General features: G+C 65.4%; 9 protein-coding genes. 4 read left to right on the forward strand and 5 right to left on the reverse strand.

The window, feature by feature from the left end; all coding sequences use genetic code 11:
• Positions 1-18 precede the first annotated feature (18 nt).
• Genes AC5P9F_RS02285 through AC5P9F_RS02300 form a run of 4 tightly spaced genes read left to right on the forward strand, consistent with a single transcriptional unit; the run spans position 19 to position 3,571 of the window.
• Positions 19-1,236 carry a nucleoside permease gene (locus AC5P9F_RS02285; protein ID WP_060379929.1) on the forward strand — a complete coding sequence of 406 codons (1,218 nt, stop codon included), beginning with the start codon at positions 19-21 and terminating at the stop codon, positions 1,234-1,236.
• Between the two features lie 12 nt (positions 1,237-1,248).
• Positions 1,249-2,373: a Gfo/Idh/MocA family protein gene (locus tag AC5P9F_RS02290; RefSeq protein WP_100437986.1), complete on the forward strand. Its 1,125-nt coding sequence runs from the start codon at positions 1,249-1,251 to the stop codon at positions 2,371-2,373.
• Positions 2,374-2,392: 19 nt separating this feature from the next.
• Positions 2,393-3,256 (forward strand): sugar phosphate isomerase/epimerase family protein, encoded by an 864-nt coding sequence (locus tag AC5P9F_RS02295; RefSeq protein ID WP_100437985.1) that lies wholly within the window; start codon positions 2,393-2,395, stop codon positions 3,254-3,256.
• 18 nt (positions 3,257-3,274) lie between these two features.
• Positions 3,275-3,571, forward strand: a complete 297-nt coding sequence (locus tag AC5P9F_RS02300) for a c-type cytochrome (RefSeq protein WP_227860056.1) — start codon at positions 3,275-3,277, stop codon at positions 3,569-3,571.
• Between the two features lie 30 nt (positions 3,572-3,601).
• On the opposite strand, the gene AC5P9F_RS02305 is transcribed toward AC5P9F_RS02300, so the two are convergent.
• From AC5P9F_RS02305 to AC5P9F_RS02325, 5 genes are all read right to left on the reverse strand, one after another.
• Entirely contained in the window at positions 3,602-4,360 is a 759-nt protein-coding gene (locus AC5P9F_RS02305) for a 3-keto-disaccharide hydrolase (RefSeq protein WP_100438054.1), read from the reverse strand.
• A complete protein-coding gene (locus AC5P9F_RS02310; protein ID WP_100437983.1) occupies positions 4,360-4,935 on the reverse strand; it encodes a gluconate 2-dehydrogenase subunit 3 family protein in 576 nt (191 codons plus the stop codon). The genes AC5P9F_RS02305 and AC5P9F_RS02310 overlap by 1 nt, the downstream gene beginning before the upstream one ends.
• Positions 4,935-6,620, reverse strand: coding sequence for a GMC oxidoreductase (locus AC5P9F_RS02315; RefSeq protein WP_495231883.1), 1,686 nt, complete (start codon positions 6,618-6,620; stop codon positions 4,935-4,937). Before AC5P9F_RS02315 ends, AC5P9F_RS02310 begins: the two co-directional genes overlap by 1 nt.
• Positions 6,621-6,647: 27 nt before the next feature.
• Positions 6,648-7,544, reverse strand: coding sequence for a hydroxypyruvate isomerase family protein (locus AC5P9F_RS02320; RefSeq protein ID WP_100437981.1), 897 nt, complete (start codon positions 7,542-7,544; stop codon positions 6,648-6,650).
• 201 nt (positions 7,545-7,745) lie between these two features.
• Positions 7,746-8,330 carry a single-stranded DNA-binding protein gene (locus AC5P9F_RS02325; protein WP_100437980.1) on the reverse strand — a complete coding sequence of 195 codons (585 nt, stop codon included), beginning with the start codon at positions 8,328-8,330 and terminating at the stop codon, positions 7,746-7,748.
• Positions 8,331-8,466: the final 136 nt, after the last annotated feature.

Here is an 8,466-nt window from a genome sequence, read left to right on the forward strand (position 1 = left end):
GCCCCGGGAGGGCAAGCCATGACGCACGCCATGTCGCGCCTGGGCGCGATGATGTTTCTGCAGTTCTTCATCTGGGGGGCGTGGTTCGTCACCCTCGGAACCTACCTGGTGCAGGGCCCGCTGCAGGCCAGCGCGAGCCAGGTGGCCACCGCCTTCCTCAGCCAGTCCATCGGCGCCATCGTGGCGCCGTTCCTGGTCGGGCTGATCGCCGACCGCTACTTCGCGGCGCAGCGCATCCTTGCGGTGCTGCACCTGGCCGGCGCGGTGCTGATGTGGCTGGCGTCCACGGCATCCAGCTTCAGCGTGTTCTCGGCCTGCGTGATGGGCTACATGCTGCTGTTCATGCCGACATTGGCACTGGCCAACAGCGTGGCGATGCGGCACATGCAGTCGCCCGAGAAACAGTTCCCGCTGGTACGCGTGGCCGGCAGCATCGGCTGGATCGTCGCAGGCGTGCTGATCGGCTGGCTGGGCTGGGAACAGGCGCACCGGCTTGAACTCACCTTCCGCATGGCCGCGCTGGCATCGCTGGTGCTGGGCCTGTATGCATTCACCCTGCCGCACACGCCACCGCTGGCGCAGCAGCGCGATGCCGGACTGGGGCAGATCCTGGGGCTGGATTCGTTGCGACTGCTGAAGTCGCGTGCCTACCTGGTGTTTTTCCTGGCGTCCATCGCCATCTGCATCCCGCTGTCGTTCTACTACAACTTCACCAATCCGTATCTCAACGACCTGGGCGTGCGCGGCGCAGCAGGCCTGCAGTCGCTGGGCCAGGTCTCCGAAGTGCTGCTCATGCTGGCCATGCCGTTCCTGTTCGTGCGGCTGGGGGTGAAGACCATGCTGGCGGTCGGCATGGCCGCCTGGGTGGTGCGCTACGCCATGTTCGCCTTCGGCGATGCGGGCAGCGGCTTCTCGCTGCTGGTGATCGGCATCGTGCTGCACGGCATCTGCTACGACTTCTTCTTCGTCACCGGCCAGATCTACACCGATGCGCATGCCGGCCCCGCCGCGCGCAGCAGCGCGCAGGGCTTCATCACCCTGGCTACCTACGGCGTGGGAATGCTGATCGGCACCTTCCTGTCCGGCGCGGTGGTGGAGCACTTCACCACCGAGGCCGGCCCCGACTGGCAGCAGATCTGGCTGTTCCCGGCCGGCGTTGCACTGGTGGTGTTGATCGCCTTCCTGCTGCTGTTCCGCGACCGGCCGGCGGCCACGGCCGCGCCCTCCACACCCTGAGGATCCCCATCGATGCCCAAGCTTGGAATCGCCATCGTCGGCGCTGGCATGATCGGTGCAGTGCATCGTCGTGCCGCACTGCTGGCCGGTGCCGAGGTGCGCGGCGTAGCCGCCTCGTCACCGCAGCGCGCGCATGAGGCCGCGCAGTCCTGGAATGTCCCGCGCGCCTACCGGGATATCGAGGAGGTGATCGCCGATCCGCAGGTACAGGTCGTGCACGTATGCACGCCCAACCATCTGCACCGCGCCATGGCACAGGCTGCGCTGGACGCCGGCAAGCACGTGATCTGCGAGAAACCGCTGGCGACGACACTGGACGATGCACAGGCGCTGGCGGCGCTGGCCGCATCGACCGGATTGGTTGCCACGGTGCCCTTCGTCTACCGCTACCACCCAGTGGTGCGCGAGGCGCGCGCACGCATCGCCCAGGGCGATCTGGGGCCGTTGCACCTGATCCACGGCAGCTACCTGCAGGACTGGCTGCTGGACCCGGCCAGCAACAACTGGCGCGTGGACCCGGCGTTGGGCGGCGCATCGCGCGTGTTTGCCGACATCGGTTCGCACTGGTGCGACCTGGTGGAATGGGTCAGCGGCGAACGCTTCGTCGAGGTCAGCGCGGCGCTCTCTACGGTCATCGCCGAGCGCGGCGCCGTCAGCGGACAGAGCTTCAGCACGCCAACCGCAGCCAGCGCAATGCAGGCGGTAACGAGCGAGGACGTGGCTGCGGCGATGTTCAGGACCGGTGCCGGCACGCTGGCGTCATTGACGGTCAGCCAGGTCTCCGCCGGGCGCCACAACCGCCTCTGGTTCGAGATCGATGGCGCCAAGGCCAGCGTGGCCTTCAATCAGGAGGATGCCGAACGACTCTGGATCGGCCTGCCCGACCAGCGTGAGGAAATTTTCGTGCGCGGTCCGGGCGCCGGCAGTGCCGATCAACGCCGCCTTTCCGTGCTGCCGGCCGGGCATGCACAGGGCTACGCCCAGTGCTTCGAAGCGTTTGTCGCCGACACCTATCGCGCCATCGAAGGCGATCAGCCGCAGGGGCTGCCCACCTTCGAAGACGGCCTGCGCTCGGCGCAGATCGTTGATCGTGTCATTGCATCGGCCAGGTCACGCGCCTGGACCACCATCGGTTGAATCCCGGGAGGATCTGTTGATGAAAGCTCTTTTCCGTAGAAGTGCAAGCCTCATCCTGCTGTTCGCTGCCCTGCCCACCTTCGCAGACGAAGCCGCCAGCGCGCAGAAACCGATCGCGGTGCAGATGTACACCCTGCGCAACGCCGGGTCGCTCGAGCAGCAGTTGAAGATCGTCCACGACGCCGGCGTGCACGCGGTGGAGACGGTCGGCACGCAGAACGCCAGCGCTGCAGAGCTCAAGCGGCTGCTGGACCGGTACTCGATCAAGGCGATTTCATCGCATGTGCCGCTGGCCGAGCTGCGCAGCAATCTGGATGGGGTGGTGACCTTCAACCGCTCAATCGGCAACAGCACGCTGGTCGTGCCTTACCTGGACAAGAAGGACCGCCCAACCGATGCCGCGGGCTGGACTGCGTTGGGCCAGGAACTGGGCCGGATCGCAAAGCAGGTGCGCGGCAAGGGCATGCGCCTGGCCTATCACAACCACGACTTCGAACTGGCCGACTTCGATGGCAAGACCGGACTGGAGCTGCTGTTCGCCGCCGCCGGTCCAGACCTGCAGACCGAGCTGGACCTGGCCTGGGTCGCGCGTGCGGGCCTGGACCCTGCGGTGATGCTTGAGAAATTCCGCGGCCACGTATTCGCGGTGCACGCCAAGGACAATGCGCCCAAGGGCCAGGCCCAGGACGAAGACGGATTCGCTGCCGTCGGCCAGGGCGTGCTGGACTGGAACGCGATCCTGCCTGCTGCAGCAGCCGCCGGCGTCCACTGGTACATCATCGAGCACGACCAGCCACGCGATCCGGCCAAGGTCATCCAGACCGGCGCGGACTATCTGCGTGAACACCTGACCACGAATGCGCCTGCCCATGCGCGGCGCTGACGCATCAAGGAGCCCCACATGAAAATGATCCTGGCAACGGCGGTGGCCCTGGGCGGCATGAGCGTTGCGACAGCTGCCTGGTGCAAGGAAGACCCTGCGGCCGGCGCGAAGCTCTACACCGCGAACTGCACGGCCTGCCATGGTGCGGATCGTGCAGGCATGCCGGGCGCGTTTCCTGCGCTCACCGACATCAGCAAGCGGCTGCAGCCCACGCAGATCAAGGACAAGATCAGGAAGGGCGGCGGCTTGATGCCGCCCTTCCCGCAGCTGTCACAACAGGAAATCGATGACATCGCCAGCTACCTGGCGAAGTAAGCGGCCGGCGACCACGCCGGCCGTGTGCGGCTACAGTTCGCGCACCCAGATGTTGCGGTAGCTGACCTTGGAGTCATGCTCCTGCAGATACAGCGGCGCGCACGCGTGAGGCGCGTACGACGGTGCACCGATGTACTCCGTCTTCCCCGCCAGCACGGTGTCATCCTGCACCAGCACGCCGTTATGCAACACGGTGATCCGCGCGGGCGACGTCAGGCCACCGCCCTGCGAGAAGCGCGGGGCCTTCCAGATGATGTCGTAGACCTGCCACTGGCCCGGTGCGCGCGAGGCGTTCACCCGTGGTATGGCCTGCTTGTAGATCGAACCCGCCTGGCCATTGGCATATGTCGGGTTGTTGTAACTGTCGAGCACCTGCAGCTCATACAGTTCCTGCAGGAAGATGCCGCTGTTGCCCCGGTTCTGGCCGTCGAAGCCTTTCGTCTCGGTGGGGGTACGCCATTCGACATGCAGCTGGACGTCACAGAAGCGTTGCTTGGTGCGGATGCCCTTGCTGCCCGGAACGACGGTCATGGCGCCATCAGCAAGCGTCCAGGGCACGCGCCCGCCCTGCTCCGATTCCCACGCGGAGACATCCTTGCCATCGAACAGCACGATGGCGTCGGACGGCGCCTTGCCCGCGGGCGTTGCCACGACCGCAGGCACCGGCGTCCACACCTCGGTCTTCTTCGGATCGCGCGCGGCATCGGCACCGTTCTGCGCGAACGCAGGTACTGCGGCCAGCAGGCCGGTGGCAATCAACAGAGAGCGGATCATCAGGGTCTCGTCCATCAGCTGGTCCCCCACGCCGGCGTACCGGGGACATAGGCCAAGTCGCCGTCGTAGCGACCCGGCACGGCGACGTACTGCAGCACCCCTGTTGCGCCGACCTTGGAGGTGAAGAAGCCGAAGATGGCCAGCTGCTTGATCATCGTGAAGTAATGCGGCATCGCCTCGCCCTCTTCCGGTGTGCCGGTCTCGGTCACGTCGGCATGGCGTGCTTTGGCTTCAGCGTCCAGCGTTCGCAGCAACCCGGTGCGGGCTTCCGGCGTGAGCGACACGAAGCGGCCGCCGGCGCGTTTGTCGATGTCGGCCAGGCCGGCGCGGAACGTCGCCTGCTGCCGGGCGGTGTAGCAGTCGCTGACGAACGTCGCCATGAACAGCCCGGCACCCGCATCCTTCGCGCCGGGTGTCCGGGTCCGCGGCAGGATGGTCTCGGCGATCTCGTCCAGCGTGCCGACATCGGCATCGGAGAAATGGATCTTCGCGGCGCCCGCCGGTGCCTGCCCCTGCACAAGCGCGGGCAACCCGACCATGGCCGCGCCGGTGGCGGCGACGATCATCTTCAACAGTTCGCGGCGATCCATCAGAGGTTCCCTGCTTTCAGTTCGCGTACCGCGTGGTCGGCCGCGCGCGCGGTCAGCGCCATGTAGGTCAGCGAGGGATTCACGCAGGCGCTGGAGGTCATGCAGGCACCGTCGGTCACATAGACGTTGGGAGCATCCCAGACCTGGTTGTGCTGGTTCAGTACCGAGCTCTTGCGATCACGTCCCATGCGCGCGGTCCCCATCTCGTGGATGCCCTTGCCCGGGGCATAGTCGTTGTCGTGCATCTTCACGTCCTTGACGCCGGCCGCCTCCAGCATCTCGGCAGCATCGGCGGCCATGTCCTTGCGCATCGCCAGTTCGTTGGCGCGCATGGCAACGTCCATCGCCAGCACCGGCAACCCCCACTTGTCCTTGCGGTCGTGGTCCAGGCGGATCGTGTTGTCGTGGTGCGGCAGCATCTCACCGAACCCGGTCATGCCGATGCGCCAGTCACCGGGCACGATCAGCGCCTCCTTCAGGTCGGCACCGATGTTCAGCTCGGCAATCTCGCGTGACCAACCGGTGCGGCTGGCACCGCCCTGATAGCCGAATCCACGCAGGTAGCCACGTTTGTCCGTGGCGACGTTGCGGAACCGCGGGATGTAGAAGCCGCAGGGACGGCGGCCGAAGTAGTACTTGTCTTCGTAGCCCTCGACCCGGCCCGAGGCTCCCGCACCGAAATGATGGTCCATCACGTTGTGCCCAAGCTCGCCGGACGAGGAGCCCAGTCCGCCGTCCCATACATCGGTGGCCGAGTTCATCAGCAGCCACGTCGAGTTGAACGACGATGCGTTGAGGAAAATCACCTTGGCCGTGTACTGATAGGTCCGGCCGGTTTCGGCGTCGATGACCTCCACGCCGCGCGCGCGCTTGCGGTCCTTGTCGTAGAGCACTTCCTTGACGATGGAGAACGGCCGCAAGGTCAGGTTGCCGGTCTTCATCGCCGCTGGCAGTGTCGCCGCCTGGGTCGAGAAGTAGGCACCGAAGGGACAGCCCAGGATGCACTTGTTGCGGTACTGGCAATTGACGCGCCCCTGCTCGGGCATCGGCTTGGTGATATTGGCAGTGCGCGAGTGGATCATATGGCGCGTTCCGCCGAAGGCCTTCTTGATACGCGCGGCCACATCCTTCTCGACGATGTTCAAGGGAATCGGCGGCAGGAACTCGCCGTCCGGCAGCACGTCCAGTCCTTCGCGCGTGCCGGCGATGCCGGCGAACTTCTCCACATGGTCGTACCACGGCGCGATGTCGGCGTAGCGGATCGGCCAGTCAGCGGCGATACCGTCCTTGAGATTCGCCTCGAAATCCAGATCGGAGAAACGATAGCTCTGCCGCCCCCACAGCAGCGAGCGGCCGCCGACGTGGTAGCCACGGAACCAGTCGAAACGTTTGGTCTCGATGTAGGGTGAGTCCTGTTCGTTGGCCCACATTCCTTCCAGATTCTCGGCCAGGCCGTAGTCGCGCATCAGCACCGGGAAGTCCGCTTTCATCGCCTGCGTGGGCCGGTTGCGGTGCGGGAAATCCCACGCCTCCTTCATCGCATTGACGTAGTCCTTGACGTGCTCGATGTTGCGTCCGCGTTCCAGCATCAGGACCCTCAGGCCCTTTTCGGTCAGCTCCTTCGCCGCCCAACCGCCACTGATTCCCGAGCCAACAACAATGGCGTCGTAGTGATCATCTGCCATGGGTTTCTCACCTGGGTGGATATCGTTTCAGACGTCGCAGAGGCGGATCGCCTCGCGCAATGAGGCAACGGGATCGGGCGCTGCAGGCGTGAACTCCTGCGCCAGATACCCCTTGAAACCGGTGTCGCGGATCGCGCGACAGATGGCCGGATAGTGGAGCTCCTGCTGGTCTCCGATCTCGTTCCGGCCGGGCACGCCTGCGGTGTGGTAGTGCTTGAAGCAGGCGTGATGCTTGCCGATGGTGGCGATGATGTCGCCTTCCATGATCTGCATGTGGTAGATGTCGTAGAGCAGGCCGAAGTTGTCCGAGCCGAGCCGCTGGCACAGCTCCACGCCCCAGGCGGAGTGATCGCACAGGTAGTCGTGGTGATCGACCCTGGAGTTCAGCAGCTCCATCACCAGCACCACGCCGCGCTTCTCGGCATGCCCGAGGATGCGCTTGAGGCCAGCCTCGGCGTTGGCCATGCCGTCATGCGGGTCCATGCCGTTGCGGTTGCCGGAGAAGCAGATGAGATTGCGGTAGCCGGCATCGGCGACCAGATCGATGTGCCGCGTGTAGCGCTCCACCAGCTGGTCGTGGAACTCACGGCCGGCAAAACCCTTGGTCAGGCCGAGCTCCGCACCGTTGCACATCGAGCTGTAGATGCCATTCGCCTTCAGCGTGGGCCAGTCCTCCGGGCCGACCAGGTCGATCGCGGCAAAACCAATGTCCTTCACCGTCGCGCAAAGCTGGGCGACGGACAGCTGCGGGAAGGTCCAGCGGGCCACGGAGTGCTTCAGGTTGCCCTTGAGCGGCGCCGTGGCGGCGAATGCGGGCAGCGCTCCCGCAGTACCCAGAGCTACGCCTCCAGCAACCGTCATGCGCAACGCATCGCGCCGCGTGAGCCCCCTCGAAGGAGCCGGTCTGATCGAATGGATGGACATCCACCTGCCGGCCTCCCAACCGGTATCAAACGCAACGATTCACAGCAATGCAATCGATTGCACCATAGGGGAGGAAATTGTCTGTTTGCAAGTCGCGGTGCACGAAAACTGATGCTGCGAAGCACAACTCCGCAGGAATCGCAGACAAAGAAAAGCCCCGCATGAGCGGGGCTTTCTTTTCTGCTGCGAACGAGCGTTCGATCAGAACGGAATATCGTCGTCAGCGAAGTCGTCCATCGGCGGCGCCTGCTGCGGCTGCGGGCGCTGGTTGCCACCCTGGTTGCCGTAACCGCCGCCCTGGTTGCCGCCCTGGTTGCCATAGCCACCGCCCTGGCCACCACGCTGGCCGCCGCCACCGCCGCCGTACTCCTGGCGCGGAGCCTGCTGGCGCTGCGGGCGCTCGCCGCCGTAGTTGCCACCACCGCCGCCACCGCCGCCACCGCCGCCTTCACCGCGGCCGCCCAGCATCTGCATTTCATCGGCGACGATGTCAGTGGAGTACTTCTCCACGCCGTCCTGGCCGGTGTACTTGTCGTAGCGCAGGCTGCCTTCGACGTAGACCGAGCTGCCCTTGCGCAGGTACTCGCCGGCGATCTCACCGAGCTTGCCGAAGAACACCACACGGTGCCATTCGGTACGTTCCTGCTGGTTGCCATCCTTGTCCTTGCGGACGCTGGTGGTGGCCAGGCTGATGCGGGTGATCGCCATGCCGCTCTGGGTGTACTTCACGTCCGGGTCGTTGCCGAGGTTGCCGACCAGGATGACTTTGTTGATGCCGCGCGCCATAGGTAAGTGATTCCATTGTCCGGGGGCTGGTGCCTGTCATAGCACACAGCCGGAGTTGCCGATACCCGGCCGCCCATCGGTGGGCACTGCCAGAAACCCGGCATTCTATCATCGAGCCCCGGCCCACCGGGCTTGC

It is taken from the genome of Stenotrophomonas sp. YJH_SMC_4 (genome assembly GCF_059371575.1).